The organism is Pseudomonas sp. Hz4 (genome assembly GCF_054898165.1).
Map to the genome: position 1 here is coordinate 4,654,279 of NZ_CM142719.1, position 23,252 is coordinate 4,677,530.

23 protein-coding genes and 1 tRNA gene are annotated in these 23,252 nt (G+C 58.0%); 8 read left to right on the forward strand and 16 right to left on the reverse strand.

Annotated features, from left to right (window positions below; all coding sequences use genetic code 11):
• Nucleotides 1–3 precede the first annotated feature (3 nt).
• Nucleotides 4–564, forward strand: a complete 561-nt coding sequence (locus tag ACYZTR_RS21270; protein ID WP_461973647.1) for a PqiC family protein — start codon at nt 4–6, stop codon at nt 562–564.
• Nucleotides 565–1,110: 546 nt separating this feature from the next.
• Here ACYZTR_RS21270 and ACYZTR_RS21275 read toward each other — a convergent pair.
• From ACYZTR_RS21275 to dapA, 6 genes are all read right to left on the reverse strand, one after another.
• Nucleotides 1,111–2,214, reverse strand: coding sequence for an AI-2E family transporter (locus tag ACYZTR_RS21275; RefSeq protein WP_461973648.1), 1,104 nt, complete (start codon nt 2,212–2,214; stop codon nt 1,111–1,113).
• A gap of 738 nt (nt 2,215–2,952) precedes the next feature.
• Nucleotides 2,953–3,042: transfer RNA gene (locus ACYZTR_RS21280), tRNA-Ser, on the reverse strand.
• Nucleotides 3,043–3,125: 83 nt separating this feature from the next.
• Nucleotides 3,126–3,839: a phosphoribosylaminoimidazolesuccinocarboxamide synthase gene (gene purC / locus ACYZTR_RS21285; protein WP_461973649.1), complete on the reverse strand. Its 714-nt coding sequence runs from the start codon at nt 3,837–3,839 to the stop codon at nt 3,126–3,128.
• Nucleotides 3,840–3,867: 28 nt separating this feature from the next.
• Nucleotides 3,868–4,626 (reverse strand): MBL fold metallo-hydrolase, encoded by a 759-nt coding sequence (locus ACYZTR_RS21290; protein ID WP_461973650.1) that lies wholly within the window; start codon nt 4,624–4,626, stop codon nt 3,868–3,870.
• A gap of 4 nt (nt 4,627–4,630) precedes the next feature.
• Nucleotides 4,631–5,746: an outer membrane protein assembly factor BamC gene (gene bamC / locus ACYZTR_RS21295; RefSeq protein ID WP_461973651.1), complete on the reverse strand. Its 1,116-nt coding sequence runs from the start codon at nt 5,744–5,746 to the stop codon at nt 4,631–4,633.
• A gap of 17 nt (nt 5,747–5,763) precedes the next feature.
• Nucleotides 5,764–6,642 carry a 4-hydroxy-tetrahydrodipicolinate synthase gene (dapA, locus tag ACYZTR_RS21300; protein ID WP_461973652.1) on the reverse strand — a complete coding sequence of 293 codons (879 nt, stop codon included), beginning with the start codon at nt 6,640–6,642 and terminating at the stop codon, nt 5,764–5,766.
• Nucleotides 6,643–6,971: 329 nt separating this feature from the next.
• Between dapA and ACYZTR_RS21305 the strand changes: the two genes are divergently transcribed.
• Both ACYZTR_RS21305 and ACYZTR_RS21310 read left to right on the forward strand, forming a co-directional pair.
• Nucleotides 6,972–7,532: a glycine cleavage system transcriptional repressor gene (locus ACYZTR_RS21305; RefSeq protein WP_046055714.1), complete on the forward strand. Its 561-nt coding sequence runs from the start codon at nt 6,972–6,974 to the stop codon at nt 7,530–7,532.
• Between the two features lie 10 nt (nt 7,533–7,542).
• Nucleotides 7,543–8,016 (forward strand): peroxiredoxin, encoded by a 474-nt coding sequence (locus ACYZTR_RS21310; RefSeq protein WP_461973653.1) that lies wholly within the window; start codon nt 7,543–7,545, stop codon nt 8,014–8,016.
• Between the two features lie 37 nt (nt 8,017–8,053).
• On the opposite strand, the gene ACYZTR_RS21315 is transcribed toward ACYZTR_RS21310, so the two are convergent.
• Together ACYZTR_RS21315 and ACYZTR_RS21320 are read right to left on the reverse strand one after the other, a co-directional pair.
• The gene (locus ACYZTR_RS21315; RefSeq protein ID WP_461973654.1) at nt 8,054–9,124 is read right to left on the reverse strand and encodes an AI-2E family transporter; all 1,071 of its coding nucleotides are present in this window, start codon (nt 9,122–9,124) and stop codon (nt 8,054–8,056) included.
• A gap of 32 nt (nt 9,125–9,156) precedes the next feature.
• The gene (locus ACYZTR_RS21320) at nt 9,157–9,396 is read right to left on the reverse strand and encodes a sulfurtransferase TusA family protein (protein ID WP_461973655.1); all 240 of its coding nucleotides are present in this window, start codon (nt 9,394–9,396) and stop codon (nt 9,157–9,159) included.
• Between the two features lie 98 nt (nt 9,397–9,494).
• On the opposite strand from ACYZTR_RS21320, the gene ACYZTR_RS21325 reads away from it, so the two are divergent.
• Nucleotides 9,495–10,928 carry a M48 family metalloprotease gene (locus ACYZTR_RS21325; RefSeq protein ID WP_461973656.1) on the forward strand — a complete coding sequence of 478 codons (1,434 nt, stop codon included), beginning with the start codon at nt 9,495–9,497 and terminating at the stop codon, nt 10,926–10,928.
• A 66-nt stretch (nt 10,929–10,994) separates the two neighbouring features.
• Here the strand turns inward: ACYZTR_RS21325 and ACYZTR_RS21330 are convergent, their stop codons facing one another.
• The 4 genes from ACYZTR_RS21330 to rpoE all read right to left on the reverse strand — a co-directional run bounded on the left by ACYZTR_RS21330 (nt 10,995) and on the right by rpoE (nt 14,767).
• A complete protein-coding gene (locus ACYZTR_RS21330; RefSeq protein ID WP_461973657.1) occupies nt 10,995–12,422 on the reverse strand; it encodes a DegQ family serine endoprotease in 1,428 nt (475 codons plus the stop codon).
• Between the two features lie 180 nt (nt 12,423–12,602).
• On the reverse strand, nt 12,603–13,559 hold the full coding sequence (locus tag ACYZTR_RS21335) for a MucB/RseB C-terminal domain-containing protein (RefSeq protein ID WP_461973658.1): 957 nt from the start codon (nt 13,557–13,559) through the stop codon (nt 12,603–12,605).
• 8 nt (nt 13,560–13,567) lie between these two features.
• Nucleotides 13,568–14,155: a sigma-E factor negative regulatory protein gene (locus ACYZTR_RS21340; protein ID WP_461973659.1), complete on the reverse strand. Its 588-nt coding sequence runs from the start codon at nt 14,153–14,155 to the stop codon at nt 13,568–13,570.
• Between the two features lie 30 nt (nt 14,156–14,185).
• Nucleotides 14,186–14,767 carry an RNA polymerase sigma factor RpoE gene (rpoE, locus tag ACYZTR_RS21345; protein WP_007944079.1) on the reverse strand — a complete coding sequence of 194 codons (582 nt, stop codon included), beginning with the start codon at nt 14,765–14,767 and terminating at the stop codon, nt 14,186–14,188.
• A gap of 558 nt (nt 14,768–15,325) precedes the next feature.
• Between rpoE and nadB the strand changes: the two genes are divergently transcribed.
• Nucleotides 15,326–16,942: an L-aspartate oxidase gene (nadB, locus tag ACYZTR_RS21350; protein WP_461973660.1), complete on the forward strand. Its 1,617-nt coding sequence runs from the start codon at nt 15,326–15,328 to the stop codon at nt 16,940–16,942.
• Here nadB and ACYZTR_RS21355 read toward each other — a convergent pair.
• Nucleotides 16,911–17,363 carry a protein YgfX gene (locus tag ACYZTR_RS21355; RefSeq protein ID WP_461973661.1) on the reverse strand — a complete coding sequence of 151 codons (453 nt, stop codon included), beginning with the start codon at nt 17,361–17,363 and terminating at the stop codon, nt 16,911–16,913. The genes nadB and ACYZTR_RS21355 overlap by 32 nt on opposite strands.
• Nucleotides 17,347–17,601, reverse strand: coding sequence for an FAD assembly factor SdhE (locus tag ACYZTR_RS21360; RefSeq protein WP_007944081.1), 255 nt, complete (start codon nt 17,599–17,601; stop codon nt 17,347–17,349). Before ACYZTR_RS21360 ends, ACYZTR_RS21355 begins: the two co-directional genes overlap by 17 nt.
• Nucleotides 17,602–17,750: 149 nt before the next feature.
• Between ACYZTR_RS21360 and ygfZ the strand changes: the two genes are divergently transcribed.
• Both ygfZ and ACYZTR_RS21370 read left to right on the forward strand, forming a co-directional pair.
• Nucleotides 17,751–18,692, forward strand: a complete 942-nt coding sequence (gene ygfZ, locus ACYZTR_RS21365; RefSeq protein ID WP_461973662.1) for a CAF17-like 4Fe-4S cluster assembly/insertion protein YgfZ — start codon at nt 17,751–17,753, stop codon at nt 18,690–18,692.
• 34 nt (nt 18,693–18,726) lie between these two features.
• On the forward strand, nt 18,727–19,548 hold the full coding sequence (locus ACYZTR_RS21370) for an HDOD domain-containing protein (protein ID WP_461973663.1): 822 nt from the start codon (nt 18,727–18,729) through the stop codon (nt 19,546–19,548).
• 129 nt (nt 19,549–19,677) lie between these two features.
• On the opposite strand, the gene ACYZTR_RS21375 is transcribed toward ACYZTR_RS21370, so the two are convergent.
• Nucleotides 19,678–21,066 (reverse strand): sensor histidine kinase, encoded by a 1,389-nt coding sequence (locus ACYZTR_RS21375; protein WP_461973664.1) that lies wholly within the window; start codon nt 21,064–21,066, stop codon nt 19,678–19,680.
• Entirely contained in the window at nt 21,059–21,730 is a 672-nt protein-coding gene (locus ACYZTR_RS21380; protein ID WP_461973665.1) for a response regulator, read from the reverse strand. The genes ACYZTR_RS21375 and ACYZTR_RS21380 overlap by 8 nt, the downstream gene beginning before the upstream one ends.
• A 220-nt stretch (nt 21,731–21,950) precedes the next feature.
• Here ACYZTR_RS21380 and ACYZTR_RS21385 point away from each other — a divergent pair, with 220 nt between their 5' ends.
• A complete protein-coding gene (locus tag ACYZTR_RS21385) occupies nt 21,951–23,243 on the forward strand; it encodes an OprD family porin (RefSeq protein WP_461973666.1) in 1,293 nt (430 codons plus the stop codon).
• Nucleotides 23,244–23,252 lie beyond the last annotated feature (9 nt).

Consider the following 23,252-nt stretch of genomic DNA (forward strand, 5'->3'; position numbering starts at 1 on the left):
CTCATGGTTTTGCCACTAAAGATCAGCCTGTTAACGGCGTTGTTGCTGCTCGCCGCTTGCCGCAGTGATCCGATTCAATTTCACACCCTGATGCCGGCTCATCTGAGCGGCAACTCAAGGTCGGGCGCTGCGGATATCCAAATTGTAGGCATCAGCGTGCCGCCCCAGGTTGATCGTCCGCAGATTGTTATCCGGCAGGGCAACAGTGGCCTAGCGATTCTGGAAACCCAATGGTGGGCGGCGAGTCTGGTCGATGAATTGCGCAGTGCGCTGGTTGATCAACTGACTAACAGCACGCCCAGCCGCAAGCTGTCGGTGCGACTGGACGTGCAGCGCTTTGACTCGATTCCTGACCAGTACGCCTTGCTGGACGTGAAATGGCGCTTGCGTACAACAGGCGAAAACGATTATTCGCTGATGACATGCCGAACGACCCTTCGCTCGACAGCTGGACCTACCATCGATGACTTGGTAATGGCCCACCAAGACAACGTAAAGCGCCTGGCCGCCATAATCAGTGAGGCTTCCGGCAGAACATCTGCCGACTGCCCCGTCGAGCGGTAAAAAATGTTTTAAAGCAGCTTACGACTGACGGAAGGATTTAAACGGGCGGTCAGGATCAATTTTTATCGACCCCGCCCGTTGCTCTGTTCAACGGTTAAATATGGAAGCAATCGCGACAGGTAGCGGTGAACATGCGATGTAGCGCCACTACTCGAAAGACTTTCTGACCTATTTGCAACCGGTGCGAAGCATTTACGATCTCGACGATTAGAAGAGTAGATAATCATGGTGGTTTTCACGCAGCGTGGGTCGAGCCTCCCTTCTTGTTCGACCGCCATCAGCCAAGCGACGTCCAACAGACAGTTCAAAAATTGAAGTTTGCGCGTCTATGCGAAATCTGAAAATTATCGGCTGCTCAGCTGCTCAGCCGATCTGGATTTTGCGTTGAAACGCAATTTTCAGTCGAACACTGGGCTCCATTCGCGCTGAAAAACGTTTTTACACAGCCTCGGCCAGAAGCAGTCACTCATCAAAATGTCAGTTAATGACTGAGTTGAGGGATTTCAACCGATGAAATATAGAAGACATGGAACGAGCCAAGTTGCGTCAGATCTGCCGCTGCTCGTCTGACCCGAGATCTTGCGCTTGATCCTCCACCCATTGCCAGAACAGCTGATAGCCGACCGCAAGTATGACAGGACCGATAAACAGGCCGAGGATACCGCTCGTGACCATCCCGCCCAAGGCGCCGATCAGCACCACAGGCATCGGTACATCGACACCACGACCCAGCAGCAGCGGTTTGAGGACGTTATCGACCAAGCCCGCAACGAAGACATAGATGGCAAATACGATGGTCGCCGTACTGGCACCTTCGCTCGCGAAAACGAAGACAATAACCGGAAGGGTAATCAGGGTGGCCGGTAACTGCATGATGCCAAGAAGCAGCACCGCCAAGGCGAGAAGACCTGCGCCGGGGACGCCCATGAGCACAAAGCCGATGCCTACCAATAGCATCTGAATGAAGGCGATGCCGACCACACCCAACGCCACTGCCCGGATGGTTGCGGTGCACAGCTCGGCGATTTTCGGCCCCTTGACTGGACCGCAGAAGCGCGAAACGATTTGCACTGCGCTGCGGTGTCCACCTTCACCATAGGCTAAAAAAATACCGGCAATAATCAGGGCGAAGATGAATAAAAGGAGCCCCATGCCGACACCCGCAAGCTTGCTCAGCAGGGAGAGGCTGACACCTTTGATTTGCGGTATGAACTTCTGTACCAGATCGGGCAGGTCGTTGACGGCTTGCACCCATAAGCTATGAAGAGGTTTCCCCACGAGTGGCCAGCCGGCTACCGCATCGGACGGTGGCGGGATATGGAAACTGTCACTTTTGACCATGCTCATCGCCCTCTCCACGGAATCTGCAATCGAGGCTCCCAACAAATAGACTGGCACCATAAGGATACTGATGGCGATCAACACGATCAGCGTCGCGGTGATCCCGTCCTTGTTTCCCACCACGCCTTTGAACCTGACTTGCAATGGGTAGAGGGTGATTGCCAGGATCAACGACCACAGCATCAGATCGAGAAATGGGTGGAATATCCGAAAGCAGAAAATCACCAGAACGGCAATCAGTCCGGCACGAATCAGCACATCGAGCAGCCCCCGGGAAAAAGCCTTCTCGAAAATGGGTGTGGGAACCATTGATTTCATCCTGTAGATAGGAGCCAACGCATGCAGGGGTGCACCGCACATACGTGGGAATGCTGGAGCGGTCAGAAAAAAACGCGACAATATACAACATCGACAGAATTGCCGGTGCCTTGCAGGTAGAGCCATACATGCTTTTGAAAAAGCACTGCGAAGACTGATCGATCCATACGCATCTCACCTATCCGTCGTTGCCTACTACGGTGTTCGTATCTGCTGGATGTCGTCTGCTAGATCAAACCATTCACGTATATGCCTCTACCTTTTGCTAATCACACCAGCTCTCACCTCGCTGCGACAAATGGCGCGATTCTAATGGGTAACGGCGAGGTGATGGCGGGCATGCATTGTTGCCAGACAGGCATGACTACGCGCAGTGATTCGGCACGCCATGCAGAAATTATCTCAACGTAACGCCCGTCATGAGCGATAAATCCGCTGTGCCAGATCAAATGACTTGCTGTTGTTGGAGCGGGCGGATGAAGGCGAGCGTGCGGGATATCAACCAGTCCATACCAAGGTGGCGGGAGTATGGGCTGAAATATGGGCTGGCTCGAGGCCTGTCTAAAAAAGTCTTGTTTTACAGAAGGATAGAGCATTAAAAAGCCGGCTTGTGGCCGGCAGCATTCAATCCGCCTCGCTCAAGCCTGATACACAAGCATGGTCTATGGCATGGTCTCTAAAACGCAGATACAAAAAAGCCCTGATAAATCAGGGCTTTAGTGATGAATATGGCGGAGAGATAGGGATTCGAACCCTAGGTACCGGTGAAGGTACAACGGATTTCGAATCCGTCCCATTCGGCCACTCTGGCATCTCTCCAACGGCGCGCATCATAACAACACTTTTGCCGGAAGCGAACCCCCTAAGCGAAATTTTTCCGTGCTATCAGATGCTTGCGTCGATTAAAGCGGTACGCCCAAACGATTGGCGACTTCTTCGTAGGCTTCGATGACGTCACCGAGGCCCTGACGGAAGCGGTCTTTGTCCATTTTCTTGCCGGTGGCCTTGTCCCACAGACGGCAGCCGTCCGGGCTGAATTCGTCGCCCAGAACGATGGAGCCGTCTGAGAACACGCCGAATTCAAGTTTGAAGTCGACCAGCAGCAGGCCAGCGTCGTCGAACAGTTTGCTCAGGACTTCGTTGACCTTGAGCGACAGTTCTTTCATGCGAACCAGTTGCTCGGCGGTGCCCCAACCGAATGCCACGACGTGGGATTCGTTGATGAACGGGTCGCCCTTGGCGTCGTCCTTCAGGAACAGTTCGAAGGTGTAAGGGTTGAGCTTCGTGCCTTCTTCGACGCCCAGGCGCTTGACCAGGCTGCCGGCGGCGTAGTTACGCACGACGCACTCGACCGGGATCATGTCGAGTTTTTTCACCAGGCATTCGTTGTCGCCCAGCAGTTTGTCGAATTGGGTCGGCACGCCGGCTGCTTCGAGTTTCTGCATGATGAAGGCGTTGAACTTGTTGTTCACCATGCCTTTGCGGTCGAGCTGCTCGATGCGCTTGCCGTCGAACGCCGAGGTGTCGTTGCGAAACAGCAGGATCAAGCGGTCAGCGTCGTCGGTCTTGAAAACCGATTTGGCTTTGCCGCGGTAGAGTTCTTCACGTTTTTCCATGATGGGCTCCGCTTGCTAAGTAGGTGGGCTAGGCGATGTGTCGCCAGTCGAGCCCTGAATCTTGATCGGCCAGTTGCAGCCAGTCCGGGTCGCACCCGAGGGTGTCGACAAAACATTGCCGGGCCAGCTGCGGCAGGTTGTTCTTGCTGCTCAGATGGGCCAGGACCAGATGTTGCAGGCCTTGCCAGCCCAACTCAGACACCAGGAATGCCGCCTGATGGTTGTTCAAATGTCCCAATTCACCGCCCACCCGCTGCTTGAGAAAGTACGGGTAGTGACCGCGAGCCAGCATGTCACGGCAATGGTTGGACTCGATCATCAACGCATCGAGGTCCCGGTAGCCGTCCAGCACCTTGTTGCAATACGAGCCCAGGTCGGTCAACAGGCCGAAACGCCGCTCACCGTCACTGAATACGTATTGCGTTGGCTCCTGTGCATCGTGTGCCACGGCAATAACGCCGATGCTCAGTGCGCCGATCTGCAGTTGCTCGCCGCCGGCCAGAAGGCCAGCCGGTTCAATGGGTTTGCGCATCCCGCGCAGGGTGCCGCGACTGAGGTAGACAGGCAGATTGTAGCGCCGAGACAGCAAACCCACGCCATGCACGTGGTCGGCATGTTCGTGGGTCACGAGTATCGCGCTCAGTTGCGCAGGGCTTACATCCAGGCGCAGCAAGCGTTTTTCGGTTTCCCGCAGGGAGAAACCACAATCCACCAGTACATACGTGTCATCGCTGGCTATCAGCGTGCCGTTCCCTTGGCTACCGCTGCCGAGAACGGCAAAACGCATGTGATCAGCCCAGGTTGTCCTGAATCACGCTCAACACTTTGCGCGCCACATCTGCCGGCGCCACGGTATTGATGTTTTTCTCGACGGTGACCTGGACGTTCTCGCCAACCTTGCTCAGGCGAACCTGATAACGCTCGGCACGGGATTCAACTTCTTCCTTGCTCGGCGCGCTGCCGAACAGGCCGCTGAAGAAACCAGGCTTCTCGTCTTTCTTCTCGGCTTTTTCGGCCAGGTTGATGTAGTACAGGCCCAGGCTGCGGTTGATGTCTTCAACGCGCCATTCACCCTGTTCCAGCGCACGACCGACGCTCGACCAGGCACGATCCAGGTCGTTGCCGACGTTCAGAACCGGGTTGCCGCTGCCGTCTTCGCTCAGGCTGACACGGCTTGGCGTATCGGAATCACGTGAAGCCAGCATGGAGACCGAACCGCCCTTCTCCGAGGTGCGGCTCATGCTCGCGAGCATGTCGTCGACCAGTGCCGCGTCCAGGCCCGTGTTGACCGAACGGTTGGTGAAGGCCACGTCAGAGGTGCTACCGGCAGGACGCTCGGCGCTGACCACGTAGACTTCGCTGGTGTTGCGCTGCACGCCAGGCTCGATGCGGACCCGCACGCGGGTTTCGCTGTCAGCGCCGACACCGGCCGCGCTCAGGCGCTTGGCCATGGCGGCGGACAGTTCCTCGGAATGCTGCCAGGTGGTAGTGAATTCACCGGTTTGCGGGCGCTGCTCGTCCAAACGGTAACCGTTGTCCTGGAAGAACTGCACGGCCACTGGCCAGACTTCGGCTGGCGGGTTCTGGGCGACGATCCAACGCGAATCACCGGTCTTTTGCAGGGAGTAGGCGCTGGCGTCGGCCGCTGCCGACAATGGTTGCGGACGAGGAACGATGTACTCGCCCTTAGCGGTATCATCGGCCACGTTACGCGGGATCGGCAATAGCGGATCCAGACGTTTGGCAGTGCTGACATCCGCCGGCAATTGCATGGGTGCAGTTTGTTGCGCTTCCAGGTAATCGCTACCACGGTCACGGAAATAACCTTCCGGGCCCCAAACCCATCCGCAGCCACTGGTGCTGGAGATGATCAAGGCAAGTGCGGAAAGTCCGGCCAATCGCTTCATGCGTAGTGCTTCCTCAATTAAACCAGGACGCCGGACTGGCGCATGGCCTGCCGCAGCGGTTCGTGACAGGCAGCGCTGAGCCAGGTGAGCGGCAGACGGATACCGTCCGGCATCAAGCCCATTTCATGCAGTGCCCATTTCACGGGGATAGGGTTGGATTCGATAAAAAGGGTTTTATTGAGCGGCATCAGTTTTTCGTGAATCGCGCGGGCCGTCACGGCGTCACCTTTCAGGGCAGCGTTGCACAGGTCACTCATGTCGCGCGGCGCAACGTTGGCGGTCACCGAGATGTTGCCTTTGCCGCCGAGCAGGATCAGTTCGACTGCGGTGGCGTCGTCACCGGAAAGCACCACGAAGTCTTTGCTGACGCCGTCGATGATGGCTTTGGCACGCGTCAGGTCGCCGGTGGCTTCCTTGATGCCGATGATGTTTTTCACGGTCGACAGGCGGATCACGGTTTCGGTCAGCATGTCGCAGGCTGTACGGCCCGGCACGTTGTAAAGAATCTGCGGGATGTCGACGGCTTCGGCGATGGCTTTAAAGTGCTGGTACAAGCCTTCTTGGGTCGGCTTGTTGTAGTACGGCGTGACCAACAGGCAAGCATCGGCGCCGGCGGTCTTCGCATTGGTGGTCAGTTCAATGGCTTCGCGAGTCGAGTTGGCGCCGGTACCGGCGATCACCGGGATGCGCCCTGCAACCTGCTTCACCACGTAACGAATCACTTCGATGTGCTCGTTCACGTCAAGGGTGGCCGATTCACCTGTGGTGCCGACCGCCACGATGGCGTGGGTGCCGTTTTGCAGGTGAAAGTCCACCAGTTTGCTCAGGCTGTCCCAGTCGAGACCACCTTGTGCATCCATGGGTGTGACCAGTGCCACCATACTGCCCGCAATCATGCAACCGCTCCTGCCGGAAAAAGAGAGCGGTAATGGTACTGGCGCCAAGATGCTTGTACAAGCAAAGTACTGCGCTGCTGCCATTCCCCTTGGCGCTGCTTTTCGCTACCCTTCAGACTTTGATCGGTACTGATCAGCTCGTACGCCGGGTTCCAGCCTCTATTTTCGGCATCACAAGCCCCGATCCAGCGTTGCCACCCCTCGCTCTTGCCACACTGGAGCACGTTGCAACCTTGCGGTTCGGGTTTTCTGAATTCGCATTCGCAGGCTCGCTCCCGGTAAAAAAAGCCCGTAGAAGTATCGACCGCTCATCGCTTTAGGAATGCTGCATGTCCACCCCCACAGTTCGCGAACAATTCCTTGTCATCAGTGCCCTCGGCGCCAACCCCATGGAGCTGACTAACGTCCTGTGCCGCGCCAGCCATGAAAACCGCTGCGCCGTGGTCACCTCTCGTCTGACGCGTCATGGCGAGTGCAGTGCGCTGATCCTCGAGATCTCCGGCAGCTGGGACGCCCTGGCGCGCCTCGAAGGCAGCCTGTCGAGCCTCGCCAAGAAGCACGCCTTTACGGTCAACGTGGTGCGCAGCGCGGCGCTGGAGAATCGACCTCAGGCCCTGCCGTACGTCGCCTATGTCAGCTCAGCTTACCGCTCGGACATCATTAACGAGCTGTGCCAGTTCTTCATGGACCACAACGTCGAGCTGGAAAACCTGACCTGCGACACCTATCAGGCTCCGCAAACCGGCGGCACCATGCTCAACGCTACGTTTACCGTGACCTTGCCGGCCGGTGTGCAGATCAGTTGGCTGCGCGATCAGTTCCTGGATTTCGCCGACGCGCTGAACCTGGATGCCCTGATCGAACCGTGGCGCCCACAAAACCCAATGTAAGGAAGCTTTCATGGCCGTTGCCATCGACCAACCGGTTGCCGACTTCGAAGCCCCCGCCACCAGCGGGCAGTCCGTCAGCCTAGCGAGCCTCAAAGGCAAGCAGGTGGTGATTTACTTCTATCCGAAGGACAGCACGCCAGGCTGCACCACCCAGGGTCAGGGCTTTCGCGATCAGCTGGACGCTTTTAAGGCCGCCAACACTGAAGTCTTCGGCGTGTCCCGCGACAGCCTCAAATCCCACGAAAACTTCAAGGCCAAGCAAGCGTTCACCTTCGAGCTGATCAGCGACAAGGAAGAATCACTTTGCCAGTTGTTCGATGTGATCAAGCTGAAGAAGCTTTATGGCAAAGAGTATATGGGTGTTGATCGCAGCACATTCCTGATCGACAAGGACGGTGTGCTGCGTCAGGAATGGCGGGGTGTGAAAGTGCCGGGGCATATAGATGCGGTGCTGGCTGCGGCTCAAGCGCTGAACAAGGCCTGATCGTTGAATGCTGTGGGAGCCCGCTCCCACAGACTGCTTACAAAAGCGGCGCCACCACCGGCTCCTTGCGCGGCCACGCATCCAGCACAGCCTTGAATAGCGTCGCCAGGGGAATCGCAAAGAATACCCCCCAAAAACCCCACAGCCCACCAAACAACAACACCGCGCAGATGATCGCCACCGGATGCAGATTGACCGCTTCCGAGAACAACAGCGGCACCAGCACGTTGCCGTCCAGTGTCTGGATGATCCCGTAAACCGCCATCAAATAGATGAACTGATCGCTCCAGCCCCACTGGAACAGCGCAATCAGCAGCACCGGCACGGTCACCACCACGGCCCCGACATAGGGCACCACCACCGACACACCCACCAGCAACGCCAGCAGCGCCGCGTAGTTCAGCCCCAAGGCGACGAAAGCGATGTAAGTCACGCCACCGCAAATGAAGATTTCGATGACCTTGCCGCGTATGTAATTGGCGATCTGCCGGTTCATTTCCTGCGCGACGCGGGTGATCAGCGCCCGCTCACGGGGCAAGTAACCACGCACCCACTGACCGATCATCTCCCGGTCCTTGAGAAAGAAAAACACCAGGATCGGCACCAGCACCAGGTAGATCATGATGTTCACCAGCAGCGGCAGACTCGACAGCGAGAACGTCAGCGCCCACTGACCGAACTTGCCGATCTCGCCCCGCGCCACTTCGATGGCCTGCAGCACCTGCTCGTCGGATACCAGATGCGGATAGCGCTCAGGCAGCAGCAATAACAGCGATTGCCACTTGGCGAGCATGCCGGGTAACTCGTTGAACAAGGTGATCAGCTGATGCCAGAGCAACGGCACCACGACAATAATGAATACCAGCAAAACCCCCATGAACAAGGCGAAGACCAGCCCCACCGCTACCCCGCCGGGCATGCGCAGGCGTTCGAGAGTCACTACCAACCCTTGCATCAGATACGCCAGCACCATCCCGGCCAGCACTGGCGCAAGCATGCCGCCCAGCGTAAGCACGGCGGTAAACGCCAGAAACAACAGGACCGCCAGCACCACGGCTTCTTCATCGGAGAAATAACGCTGAATCCAGTCGCGTAACACCTTGAACATCAATAATCCCTTAGAAACGAACGCAGCAGAATTCAGGCTTTTTGCAACCAATAGCGGTAAACGCCCGCGTCATCTTCTTCACGAAGCAGCGTATGACCGGCCAATCGGGCAAAGGTGCGAAAGTCACGCTGTGAGCCCGCATCGGTGGCGATCACCTTGAGCACTGCGCCGCTGGCCAGTCGATTGAGTTCCAGCTTGGCCTTCAGTAAAGGCAACGGGCAATTCAGGCCGCTGGCGTCGAGTTCGGCGTCATGGGCTACAGCGTCGGTCATTGCATCACTCCGGGTCAGGTGGTCGAGGGACTTAGAATATCTGGTCCGAAGCGTACTGTCCGGCTACAGTAAGGTCTTTGTCGACTAAGGCTTTGTGCATGACTTTTTTGCGCCCTACCCTGCTGACGCTCGCTTGCCTGCTCGCCTCACCGGGCTTCGCCGACGACCTGCCGTCACTCGGCGACGCCAGTTCTGCCATCGTCTCGCCGCAACAGGAACACCAGTTGGGCCGTGCCTGGCTGGCGCTGTTACGTAGTCAGGTTTCCCAGCTCAACGATCCGCAGCTCAAAGACTACGTCGAATCCAGCGTCTACCGACTGGTGGAAACCAGCCAGGTTAATGACCGGCGTCTGGAGTTCATCCTGATCAACAGCCCGCAACTCAACGCCTTCGCGGCACCGGGCGGAATTGTCGGGGTCAACGGCGGTTTGTTTCTCAATGCCCAGACCGAGGGCGAATACGCCTCGGTACTCGCTCACGAATTGGCTCACTTGTCGCAACGCCACTTCGCCCGCGGCGTCGAAGCCCAACAGCGCATGCAGGTGCCGATGATGGCCGCGCTGCTGGCCGGGATCGTGATTGCCGCAGCCGGTGCCGGCGATGCCGGGATCGCGGCCATTGCGGGCACGCAGGCGGCGGCCATTCAGGAACAGCGGCGCTTCTCTCGCCAGAACGAACAGGAAGCCGACCGCATCGGCATCCTCAATCTGGAAAAGGCCGGTTACGACCCGCGCTCGATGCCGACCATGTTCGAGCGATTGGCGCGCCAATACCGCTTTGACGCCAAGCCGCCCGAGTTTCTGCTGACTCACCCGGTGACCGAATCGCGGATCGCCGACACCCGCAACCGCGCCGAACAGTCCAAAGCAGGCGGGATCGAAGACACCATCCGATATCAACTGATTCGTGCACGGGTTCAATTGATCTATGAAGAGACCCCTGGCCTGGGCGCCAAACGCTTTCGCGCCCAGCTTGATGAAAACCCGAAAAGCGATGTCGCGCGCTACGGCCTGGCCCTCGCCCAGATCAAGGGCGGCCAGCTGAATGAAGCACGGGAAAACCTCAAGATGCTGCTGGCCAAGTCGCCGAACGAAATCATCTATAACCTAGCTCAGGTCGACCTGGACATCACCAACAATCGTCTGCCAGATGCCCAATCCCGGGTTGACCGGATGCTTACTCAGTATCCCGGCAACTATCCGCTGAATTCGGTGCGTGTTGATCTGCTGCTCAAGCAGAACCGCGCGCCCGAAGCGGAAAAAGCGCTGGAAAATTTACTCAAGAGTCGCCCCGACGATCCCGACGTCTGGTACATGGTGGCCGAGACTCGAGGTTTGTCAGGCAACATCATTGGCCTGCATCAGGCCCGCGCCGAGTATTTCGCCCTGGTCGGGGATTACCGTCAGGCCATTCAGCAACTGGACTTCGCCAAGCGCAAGGCCGGCACCAACTTCCCGCTGTCGTCGCGGATCGACGCACGGCAACGTGAGCTGATGGAGCAAGAGCGCATGATCAAGGACATGATGGGCTGACTCTTTCGGCAGACACAAAAAAACCGCCTCTTTCGAGGCGGTTTTTTGTTCAACCAACAACCCGGATTATTCAGCCAGTTTGAAGGTGATGAAGCTCGCGCGATTTTGACGCAGAACCCGCATCGACACCGAACGGTTCTTCGGCAGCGCCTTGGCGATATCCGTGAACTCCTTGGTGGAGCCAATCGCCTGATTATTCAGGTGAGTGATTACATCGCCTGGCTGCAGGCCAATCAGAGAAGCAGGACCGTCCTGGACTTCCTTGATGACGACGCCGCCTTTGAGGTCGTAGGTTTTCTTCTGTTCATCAGTCAGCTCGGCCACGGAAACACCCAGGCGGTTGCTGCTGCGCTCGGTGCTGGATTTTGGCAGGGCATTCAGCTCTTTGCCTTCTTCCGGGATAGCGCCAACAGTCAACTCGACATTCTTGCGCTTGCCTTCACGTATCACTTCCAGATCAGCTTTGGAGCCGGCCTTCAGCGCGCCCACCAAGTGCGGAAGATCGGCGGACATGACGATGGGTTGGCCATTCATGCTCAGAATCACGTCGCCGACTTGCAGGCCACCCTTGGCAGCCGGGCCGTCATCCTGGATCTGAGCCACCAGCGCACCGGCCGGTTTCTCCAGACCGAACGACTCGGCCAGGTCCTTGTTCACTTCCTGAATCACCACACCCAACCAGCCACGGCTGACTTTGCCGCCACTTTTGAGCTGATTGGAAACGTCCATGGCCACATCTATAGGGATCGCGAACGATACGCCCATGAAGCCGCCGGAACGGGTGTAGATTTGCGAGTTGATGCCAACCACTTCACCGGCCAGGTTGAACAACGGACCACCAGAGTTACCTGGATTGATCGGCACATCGGTCTGGATGAACGGCACATAGTTTTCGTTCGGCAGGCTGCGACCAATGGCGCTGACGATACCTTGGGTCACGGTATGGTCGAAACCAAATGGAGAGCCAATAGCCACGACCCATTGGCCGGCTTTCAGGTCTTGGGATTTGCCAAGTTTCAGGACCGGCAGATCCTTGCCTTCGATTTTCAACAGAGCCACGTCGGAACGTGGATCGGTGCCAACCAGCTTCGCCTTCAATTCGCTGCGGTCGGCGAGTCGAACGAGGATTTCGTCGGCATCGGCGATTACATGGTTGTTCGTCAGGATGTAGCCATCAGGCGAGATGATGAAGCCCGACCCCAGGGACTGGGCTTCACGCTGACGATCACCGCGAGGCGTACGCGGCTGTGGCATGCCACGTTCGAAGAACTCGCGCAGCATCGGCGGCAAGCCTTCAAGGTCAGGCATCTGCTCGCTTGACACTTTGCGGTCCGGCAGTTTCTGCGTGGTACTGATGTTCACCACCGCGGGCGAGGCCTGCTCGACCAACTGTGTGAAGTCAGGCAACTCAGCCGCTTGAACAGCGACCGCCTGACCAAGCACCAGCACGGTGGCAAAAATAGAGAGATAAGACTTCAAGCGTGGTATCGACATACGGCTCCCGTTACGACGAGCATGGTTAAGCGATATGGAGCAAGGAACACCGGGAACGATACGCCGGTATTTTTGTTCCGGGAACAACAAACAAGGCCAGAGCCGAGGGACTCTGACCTATAGAAAAAATCGAAGATATTTGCAAGTTGAAATGCTCACCAAACATTTCGCTACAGCTCACTACTTGGTTGCAGTGGCGTCGGAGCGCATGGATAGCGCAATCCGCTCAGCGGTGCCAATCGGAATCTCACCGACCACGGTCACCATCATCTCGCCTTGCGGGGTAGTCAAGCGTCGGGAGACTGCAACGGTTGGTCCCAACTGGGTGCGAGTGTCGGTGACTGTTGCGCCATTCAACGGTTCCAGAAAAACCGAGAAACGGGCCAGACCGTCGTCATACATCAGGCTGTTAACCTGGGTTTTGGTCTCTGGATCCTTGCGCGAGGTGCTGCTTGTCAGCTCAAAGCCTGCAGGCAACCAGTCCGAATGCCAGACCTGAGCGGCCTTGACCACCGAAGCCTTATCACTATGGAGGGTGACGGCTTTGCAATCTGGACCCGGCTGCAAGTCGCTCTCGGATGGAACATCGGCGGTATTCAGTTGGGTGAACTGGAATCGCTCCAGCAATTGCCCTTTTTCATTCATAAGCAATGATTTGAGAGGCAAGCCGGTGTCTTTATCCAGATGCAATTCAAAACCGTAACGGTGTTGATCGCGAGGTCTCAGTGAAACGATCACTGCCGCACGCCCCGCCACACGCGACTTGCCAATCACGGCAAGATCGTACCAATTCTTTAATTTTTGTGGATCGAGTGCACGAGCAGCGGAGTTGGGGGAATCCCCAAGCCCTGCTATCAGGGTGCCGCTGACGCATTGAGTATGCCCATCAATGCGCACGACTTCCTGTGCCGAGCCGTCGAGCTGGAGTAAACGCTCGCGGACCTTGCCATCCTGGACACGGTGCCAGATGTTGTGGGTAGAAAAACTACCGTTACGCTCGTAGACGAATGTACCGTGAAAGCTTTGCTGTTGCTCGGCTTGGCCCAGACGGGTCAACCAGTCTTGGGCTTCATCAGCATTGGCTGGAACAACAAACCAGCCACCCAGCAGAAGCGTAAGTAGAGGTATGGCGCGCATGATCCTCCTTAACGGTTTTCCAGACTTGCTGCACGAGCGTAAGGCAGAGCGCTCTCAGTACCTTTCAATGCAGCCTGTTGAGCATGTTGGCGCAAGTAGCCTGGCAGACGCTGATCGTGCCAGCCTGGCTGACCTTGCAATACGCCGTTGGCCATAGGACTAGCGGCTTCCGAACTCTCATTGTAGCCTGCCAAAACAGCTGGACCCTTGACCTGAGGAACGGCCAAACCCGGTTGACTGGATTGCTGAGCCAATTCGACACCAGCGATCTCGTCCTGGTTATACAGACGAACACCCGCCAGTACCGCGACGGTTACCGATGCAGCGACCGCCAGACGACCCAGGCTGCGCCATGGACCACGGGAGGTTTTTGCCGGTACGGCTTCGTCAGCCAGCGCAGCGGAGACTGCCGCAGCGATATCCAGACGTGGAAGCAACAAATCCTTGTGCATAACTGCCCGAGCGATCTGATAACGAGCCCAGGTTTCACGGGTTTCAACATCGTCAAAGGCATTCAATACCCGACGCAATTCCAATTCGTCCGCTTCGTTATCCATCACTGCGGACAGCGATTCCTGCAGGGCTTCACGACTCATGGCGTTCCTCTCTTGGCTGTCGCCGCTGTCTCAGTTTTCCTGCAACAACGGCTGCAGGGCTTTATCGATGGCTTCCCGAGCGCGGAAAATCCGAGAGCGCACGGTACCCACCGGACATTGCATGACGGCCGCAATGTCCTCGTAACTCAGACCATCGAATTCACGTAAAGTTAAAGCCGTACGCAAATCTTCTGGCAGTTGCTGAATGGTTCGATGGACGGTGCCTTCGATCTCATCCCGCAGCAATGCACGCTCTGGCGACTCGAGATCCTTGAGGCCATGATCGCCATCGTAGAACTCTGCATCCTCGGAACTGACATCGCTATCCGGCGGCCGACGGCCGCGTGAAACCAGATAATTTTTCGCCGTGTTGATGGCGATGCGGTAAAGCCACGTATAAAACGCGCTGTCTCCGCGAAAATTTCCAAGTGCACGGTACGCCTTGATAAAGGCTTCCTGCGCCACATCCTGGGCTTCATGGGTGTCGTGCACAAAACGCACGATCAACCCGAGAATTTTGTGCTGGTATTTCAGCACTAGCAGATCAAAAGCTCGCTTGTCGCCGCGCTGAACGCGTTCGACCAGCTGCTGATCCTCTTCCTGGGTTAGCATGAACACTCCTCGATAAGCTCGGAGGAGGCTTGCATACCTAAACGACCAGACTTGCAAACATAGACTCGGGCTTTTCGCAAAAGTTCTCCCCTCCAAGCAAGTTTCCTGCGGGCTCTGATTTGGCACGCACGAAAAGCGCAGCTCGGGTTAACCCGGCTGCGCGAATAATCTTGTCATCGGATTCGCCAGCAAGGATCAAACCACAGATCCCGCGTTGAAACCGACACTGTCCCTTAAATCAGGCAACGTTCTATGGATCTTGGGCCTTTGGCAAAAGTTCCAAACGTTTATAGCTGCGCAAGACCGACATTGTGCAACCGTGAAGAGAAAAAGACTGTTAAATCCACGATACAGTCTTTTAGTCGCCGAACCGGTGAAAAAAACATCCGACGAAGCGTCCAATCTTTTCCGTCACAGTAGTTTCACAATGCCATGCGGGCTCGGCTATTGTGCCGCTCCCCCCCTCTATATACTAGTGGGCTGTGTGGCTGTCTTGACTCGCCGATCCAGGTGTCTTGCGCCAACCCCGACCCAGGTCGCTTTGAGCGGAATCCTGAAATGAGCCAACAGTTTCAACACGATGTACTGGTCATTGGCAGCGGTGCTGCCGGCTTGAGCCTTGCGCTGACCTTGCCCGGTCATTTGCGCATTGCCGTACTGAGCAAAGGCGACCTCGCCAATGGCTCGACTTTCTGGGCCCAGGGTGGCGTCGCCGCCGTCCTGGATGATACCGACACCGTTGAATCACATGTCGATGACACCCTCAATGCTGGCGGCGGTCTGTGCCACGAAGACGCCGTGCGCTTTACCGTCGAGCACAGTAAAGAAGCGATTCAATGGCTGATCGACCAAGGCGTGCCCTTCACCCGCGATGAACAGTCCGGTACCGAAGATGGTGGATTTGAGTTTCACCTGACCCGCGAAGGCGGTCACAGTCATCGGCGCATCATCCATGCCGCCGATGCCACGGGTGCAGCGATTTTCAGAACCTTGCTCGACAAGGCCAGGCAACGACCGAACATCGAATTGCTGGAGCAACGAGTCGCGATCGATCTGATCACCGAAAAGCGCCTTGGCCTTGAAGGTAATCGCTGCCTCGGCGCCTATGTCCTCAATCGCGGGACCGGTGAAGTCGACACCTACGGCGCTCGCTTTGTGATCCTCGCGTCGGGTGGCGCAGCAAAGGTCTATCTCTATACCAGCAACCCCGACGGCGCCTGCGGTGATGGCATTGCTATGGCTTGGCGTTCAGGCTGCCGGGTGGCGAATCTGGAGTTCAACCAGTTCCACCCCACTTGCCTGTATCACCCGCAAGCCAAAAGCTTCTTGGTCACCGAAGCCCTGCGCGGCGAAGGCGCACACCTGAAACTGCCCAACGGCGAACGCTTCATGCAGCGCTTCGACCCTCGCGCCGAACTGGCGCCACGGGACATCGTCGCCCGGGCCATCGACCATGAAATGAAGCGTTTGGGCATCGATTGTGTCTATCTGGACATCAGCCACAAGCCGGAAGCGTTCATCAAGACTCACTTCCCGACCGTGTACGAACGGTGCCTCGAATTCTCCATCGACATCACCAAGCAACCGATTCCGGTGGTGCCAGCGGCGCATTACACCTGCGGCGGCGTGATGGTCGATCAGCACGGTCACACCGACGTGCCGGGGTTATATGCCATTGGCGAAACCAGCTTCACCGGCCTGCACGGCGCCAACCGCATGGCCAGCAACTCGTTACTGGAGTGTTTCGTTTATGCGCGCTCGGCGGCGGCGGACATTCTTGAGCAACTGCCGCAGGTTTCGATTCCGATCGCCCTGCCCGTCTGGGATGCGAGCCAGGTCACCGACTCCGATGAGGACGTGATCATTGCGCACAACTGGGACGAACTGCGGCGATTCATGTGGGACTATGTCGGCATCGTGCGCACCAACAAACGCTTGCAACGGGCGCAGCATCGCGTGCGGCTGTTGCTGGACGAAATCGATGAGTTCTACAGCAACTACAAGGTCAGTCGCGATTTGATCGAATTGCGTAACCTGGCCCAAGTGGCCGAGTTGATGATCCAGTCAGCCATGGAGCGCAAGGAAAGTCGCGGCCTGCATTACACCCTCGACTACCCGAACATGTTGCCGGTCGCCCTGGACACTATTCTGGTGCCGCCCACCTACGCCGACTGAACGTGAGCCGAACCCGCAGGCGTCGGTGCAGATCCGCCGCCTGCGAGTCGCGGGGAACGCAGATTGATCTGACCCGCCGCTCGTCTCGCAGTCGAAAACGCAGCACCACAATCAATGGCAATGCCAGGCTGTCCGGTCGCAACTGCACGGGTTGCCAACCTGCAGCCTGATTCCACAACTGCCAGCCATCGGCATCGCGACGCAAGCCGCGAAATGCCTGAGGGTGCGTCAGCAGAATCTGCCTCGGCACTGCCCACCAGCCATGAACCACGCACAGAACAACGCCGAGCAGACTGGCCCAGACTGGAATAGAGAGAAGAAACAGCGAACCCAGCGCGAACAGCTGGGCCAGAAGATACGCCGCCAGCAACTGCCGTGAGGCATGCCAGCGGCATTCGAACGCATTACTTGGGCTGGACACGATCCAGGATCATGCGAACCATGCGCTGAAGCTCCGGATCTTCCGATTCGGCGCGCTCCATGAACCAGCCGAACATGTCCTGATCTTCGCATTCGAGCAGTTTGCGGTAGCAATCACGGTCGACATCATTGAGGTGCGGATAGACCTCTTTCACGAACGGCACCAGCAACACGTCAAGCTCAAGCATGCCGCGGCGGCTGTGCCAGTAGAGGCGATTCAGTTCAACATCTTCGACCATGGAGCGCTCCTCAAATAGGCGGCAAGTATACAGTCCCAGTCAGAGTCGGGCACTCGGCTTTGGTCGGGCACCAACGATCTTTTGTGAACTACCCATTTCAAGAGCGCCCCCTTATGATGTCCCCCAGACTCTTTACCCTGCGATGACCCATGGCCGATTCTGCTTTTTTCTGCACCCTGTCTCATGAAGGCGTTCTCGCAGTACGCGGCGCGGATGCCAGCAAATTCCTGCAAGGCCAATTGACCTGCAACCTCGATTACCTGAGCGAAACTCAGGCCAGCCTGGGCGCTCGCTGCACGCAGAAAGGCCGGATGCAGTCGAGCTTCCGCATCCTGCTGGAAGGTGACGGCGTTCTGATGGCCATGGCCACCGAGTTGCTGGAGCCGCAACTGGCGGACCTGAAAAAGTACGCGGTGTTTTCCAAATCCAAACTGGCCGACGAAAGTGCTGCCTGGGTCCGCCTCGGCGTCAATCAAGGCGATGCTGCGCTGATCAGCCTGGGACTTGAGCTGCCGGTAGAAACCGACAGCGTCGTGCGCAGTGAAGGTCTGATCGCCATTCGCGTCTCGCCGGATCGTGCCGAACTCTGGGTCGCCGCCGACCAGGCCGACCTCATCAGGGGCAAGCTGTCCGCCCTGTTGGCCGAAGGTGATCTGAATCAATGGCTGCTGGGCCAGATCCGCGCAGGGATCGGGCAGGTCATGCCGAGCACTCGCGAGTTGTTCATCCCGCAGATGCTCAATCTGCAAGCCGTTGGTGGCGTGAGCTTCAAAAAAGGTTGCTACACCGGTCAGGAAATCGTCGCGCGCATGCAGTACCTGGGCAAGCTCAAGCGCCGCTTGTATCGCCTGAAACTGGATGCCAACGAGCTGCCTGAACCTGGTACGCCACTGTTCTCCCCCACCCACGGCAGTTCTATTGGTGAAGTGGTGCTGGCCGCCCGCGCCGAGCGAAACATTGAACTCCTGGCCGTGCTGCAAGCCGAAGCAGCAGAAGGTGGCGATATCCATCTGGGCGCGCTCGAAGGGCCAGCCCTGCACCTGCTCGACCTGCCGTACCAGCTGGATCGCGATCGCGAAATCCAGCGTTAACAGCAGCACTTGTCGCAACACCTAGAGAAACGAAATGAGCGAGCTGGCGGAAAAGGTCCAACAGGATTTGGTTGAGGCCATCGATAACGATGACCTGGTTCTGCCAACGTTACCGGAAGTGGCCCTGCAGATTCGCAAGGCCGCAGAAGACCCGGAAATCAGTGTCAGCACTTTGAGCAAAGTGATCGGCCGCGACACCGCACTGTCGGCGCGCCTGATCAAAGTGGTCAATAGCCCGTTATTGCGCGCGACTCAGGAAGTCACTGATCTGCACACGGCGATCACTCGACTGGGTGTCAATTACAGCAGCAACCTGGCCATCGGTCTGGTCATGGAGCAGATTTTCCATGCCCGCTCCGAGGTGGTGGAACAGAAAATGCGCGAAGTCTGGCGCAAAAGCCTGGAAATCGCCGGAGTCAGCTACGCGCTGTGCCGCCGCTACACCCAACTAAAACCCGATCAGGCAGCCCTTGGCGGACTGGTGCATCAAATCGGTGTACTGCCGATCCTGACCTACGCCGAAGATCACTACGAACTGCTGTCTGACGCGGTCAGCCTCAACCATGTGATCGATCAGATTCATCCGTGGATCGGCGACAAACTGCTCAGGGTCTGGGAGTTTCCGGAAATGTTGGTGCAGGTGCCGGGGCTTTATCTGGACTTCAAGCGACAGTCCGAGCGGATCGATTATGTCGATCTGGTGCAAGTGGCCAGCCTGTATTGCCACAAGGACACCGACCATCCCCTCGCCCGTATCGACGCATTCAGCGTGCCGGCGTTCAAGAAGCTGGGGATTGATCCGGAAAACGAGGCGATGTGCCGCGATCTGGAAGAGTCGCGGTCGATGTTTTATTGATCGAGAGACCGCGTTGCGCCCATCGTCGGAACGCCGCCCGGAGCGAGCTTGCTCCCACAGGGATCTTCGGTGTTACATAGATTCAGTGTGGGAGCGAGCTTGCTCGCGAAGAGGCCAGCAAAGACACCATCACTCTCCCGCAATAAAACTCACCCGCACCTTCAGCCCCGCCTGCTCGCCATCGTGCAGGCTGATCTGCGCCAGGTGTGCGCGGCAGATCTCGCCGACAATCGCCAGCCCCAACCCCGAACCGGCCACCTGCTGGTTGCGCCGGTAAAAGCGCTCGAACACCCGATCGCGCTCTTCAAGAGGAATCCCCGGGCCGTCGTCCTCGACCTCCAGCACTGCCGGTGCCGTGACCCGAAGAATGACATTGCCACCTGACGGTGTATGGGCCAGCGCGTTATCCACCAGGTTGCTCAATAGTTCGTTCAACAGCGTCGGCTCGCCGCGCAACCAGACGGGTTCGTCCGCTTCCAGCGCCAGCGCCACACCGCGTGCGTGGGCCAGCGGTGCCATGGCCATGCCGAGTTCGCGAGCCAGCTGACTGAGGTCAAGCAACTGCGCGCCGCCCTCGGCGATGGCCCGGGCGCCATTTTCGACCCGTGCCAGTGAGAGCAATTGATTGGCAAGGTGGGTCAAGCGGTCCGTGCCCTGGGCGGCGGTTTCCAACGTGCTGCGCCAGGTTTGGGGTTCGCTCGAACGCAGACCCAGTTCGAGTCGCGCCTTGAGCGCTGCGAGGGGCGTGCGCAATTCATGGGCGGCATCGGCGATGAACTGCGCCTGACGCTCGAACTGCTCACGCAGGCGCTCGGTAAAGTGATTGAGCGCGCGCACCAGTGGCCACAATTCGTGCTGCACCTCCACCAGCGGCAACGGCCGCAGATCGTCTGACTGCCGCTCCTCCACCGCCGTGCGCAAGCGTTCCAGCGGACGCAGCGCGGCGCTGACCGCAAACCACACCATCAACAGCGCACCGATCGCCAGCATGCCCAGACGCAGCAACGTGTCCGCTGCCAGGCTGCGAGCCATGCTGACCCGCGCTTCATCGGTCTCGGCTACACGAATTTCCGCCATGCCGTTCATGTTCGGCTCGCTCACAGGTTTAAGCAGGCTCACTACGCGTACGTTCTGTCCCTGATATTGGGCGTTGTAGAAGCGCGCCAGTGCCGGATAGTCATCGGTGCGCGGCGTCCCTGGTGGCGGCGGCGGAAGGTTTTCGTAACCGGAGATCAGTTTCTGATTGATGTCGTTGACCAGGTAAAAAATTCGCCCCGCGCTGTCGTATGCGAAGGTATCGAGGGCCACATACGGCACGTCAGCGCTCAGCGTGCCGTCGCGCTGGGAGACACCCGCGGCGATAGTCCGCGCCGACGCCAGCAAGGTCCGGTCATAGGCCGTGTCGGCGGCTTCGCGACCGTTCCAGTACGCGCTCAAACCACTGGCCAGCATCAACACCACCAGCAACAGCGCCAGATTCCACAGCAACCGCCAGCGCAGACTGCTGGGTTTATGCATCACGGCTTTCCAGCAAGTAACCGAGCCCGCGGAAGGTCACGATGACGACCGGTTGGCCGTCGAGCTTCTTGCGCAGGCGATGGACATAGATCTCGATGGCGTCGGGGCTGGCCTCTTCGTCCAGGCCGAACACTTGCGCAGCCAGCTGCTCTTTGCTCATCACCCGACCGGGACGGGCGATCAGGGCTTCGAGTACGGCCTGTTCGCGAGAAGTCAGGGTCAGCAGTTCTTCGCCGAGGGTGAAGCGCCGAGTGTCCAGGTCATAGACCAGCACGCCGCAGCGCTGCTGGCGTTCACCGCCGAGCACACTGCGACGCAGCAAGGCTTTGACCCGAGCTTCGAGTTCGGTCAGTTCGAAAGGTTTGGCCAGGTAATCGTCAGCGCCGAGGTTCAGGCCGTGGACCCGATCCTTGACGTCGCTGCGGGCGGTCAACATCAACACCGGCAGGTTCTTGCCCCGCGCCCGCAGGCGCGCCAGCACGTCGAAACCATCCATGCGCGGCAGGCCGACGTCGAGGATCGCCATGGCGTATTCCTCGCTGCTCAAGGCCAGGTCGGCCGCCACACCGTCGTGCAGCACATCCACGGTCAGCCCGGTGCTCTTGAGCGCCTGGGCGACACTTTCGGCGAGCTGCAGATGGTCTTCGACGAGCAGAACACGCATGGATCTTTACCTCATTCAGGGATGTCGACGCCATTCTTTGGCGCGGAGTTTACAGCCGCATCTGCCGCTGTGAAGCGCAAAAACGCTGAATGCCAGCTGAAAGGTTAGCGAAAGGTTAGCCCGTTAGAGTCAGGCCACGGTCAGTTTCGACTGCCGTCGCGATACGAAAAACGCCACGAAGCGTTTTCGCCAATAAGAACAATAAACGGAGTACTACACAATGCTGTCCATGCAGCTTCAGGCTCGCCCGCCTGCTCGTTTTTCCCGCCTCAGCCAGACCGTCCTCGCCAGTGCCGCCGCCTTCGCCGGCTTTTCGCCGTTGAGCCAGGCTGCTTTTTTCGAAGACAGTACGGCAACCCTCGAAACCCGCAATATGTATTTCAACCGCGATTTTCGCGACGGTACCAGCGCCCAGCAATCCAAGCGTGACGAGTGGGCACAAGGCTTCATGCTCAATCTGCAATCGGGTTACACCGACGGCACCGTGGGGTTCGGTGTCGATGCGCTGGGTATGCTGGGGGTCAAACTCGATTCGAGTCCGGACCGCACCGGTACCGGTTTGCTGCCGACCCACGATGACGGCCGCGCGGCTGATGAGTACTCCAAACTGGGCCTGACCGGCAAAGTGAAAATCTCGGCCACGGAACTTAAAATCGGCAGCCTGATTCCGGAGCTGCCAATCCTCAAGCCCAACGACGGACGCATCCTGCCGCAGACCTTTGAAGGCGGCCTGCTGACCTCCAAAGAGATCAAGAACCTGACCTTCACCGGCGGCCGTCTCGAGAAAGCCAAAGACCGCAACAGCACCGACTTCGAGGACATTGCCCTCAACAACAAGAACAGCCGTTTTGCCGGCACCGCCGCTGGCAAGCACTTCGATTTTGGCGGCGTGGACTACAAGTTCACCGACAAAATCACCGGCAGCTACCACTTCGCGCAACTCGATGAAGTCTATAACCAACACTTCCTCGGCGTCGTCGCCTCGCAGCCGTTCGGCCCTGGCACTTTCGGCACCGACCTGCGACTGGCCATCAGTGATGACCAAGGCGCGGCCCGTGGCGGCAAGATCGACAACAAATCCCTGAGCGGTCTGGTGAGCTACGCCTTGAGCGGGCATAAGTTCAGCGCCGGTTATCAGCACATGTCCGGTGACAGCGCGTTCCCCTATGTTGATGGCGCCGACCCGTACCTGGTCAACTTCGTGCAGATCAACGACTTTGCCGGCGCCGAAGAGCGTTCCTGGCAAGCACGCTACGACTATGACTTCGCCAAACTCGGTCTCCCCGGCCTGAGTTTCATGAGCCGTTACCTGAGCGGCGACAACATCAAGCTCAAGAACGGTGACGAAGGCAAAGAGTGGGAACGCAACACCGAGATCAAGTATGTCGTACAAAGCGGTGCGCTCAAGGACGTCGCCGTGCGCCTGCGCAATGCCACTTACCGCTCCAATTACTCCGCCCGCGACGCCGATGAAGTGCGTTTGCTGGTGAGCTATAGCGTTGCCCTTTGGTAAACATCACGT